This window comes from Saccharomonospora iraqiensis subsp. paurometabolica YIM 90007 (assembly GCF_000231035.2).
Lineage (GTDB): Bacteria > Actinomycetota > Actinomycetes > Mycobacteriales > Pseudonocardiaceae > Saccharomonospora > Saccharomonospora paurometabolica.
In genome coordinates this window covers 96,727-97,149 of sequence record NZ_KI912225.1, presented here as the reverse complement: position 1 = coordinate 97,149, position 423 = coordinate 96,727, and the positions used below count along the sequence as shown (strand labels likewise).

At 76.6% G+C, this 423-nt stretch carries 1 protein-coding gene; it reads right to left on the bottom strand.

Annotated features, from left to right (window positions below; all coding sequences use genetic code 11):
* Positions 1–423, bottom strand: a 423-nt coding sequence (locus tag SACPADRAFT_RS26570; protein WP_157577123.1) for a phosphatase PAP2 family protein, incomplete at both ends; no start/stop codon positions are given.

Below are 423 nucleotides of genomic sequence, written 5' to 3'. Positions count from 1 at the left end.
CACGTGGCCCCGCGTGCCGCGGCGAGTCCCGCGGTGACGGCCACCGCCACGCCGACACCGCCGACGACGTCGGTGACGTGGTGATAGTCGAGGGCGGCCATCCCCACCGCCGCCCCGCACAGGGCCACCGCCCCCACACCCGCGACGGCGATCCGCACCCGGGGCGGGTCCGCGAGCAGCACCAGCACCGCCACCACGGCGACCAGGCTCACCGTGTGCCCGCTCGGGTAGGCGAGGTGGTCGTCGTAGTGGCGGTCGAAGACGGGTTTCAGCACCTCCGTCCCCAGCGCCACCGCGAGCACCGGCGCGGCCACGGCGAACGCCGCGTCCCCGGCACGACGCCGGACCAGCGCGGCGACCACGACCAACCCGAGGACACCGACGAGCACGACCGGCTCGGTCGGCAGCACCAGCGCCCGCGCC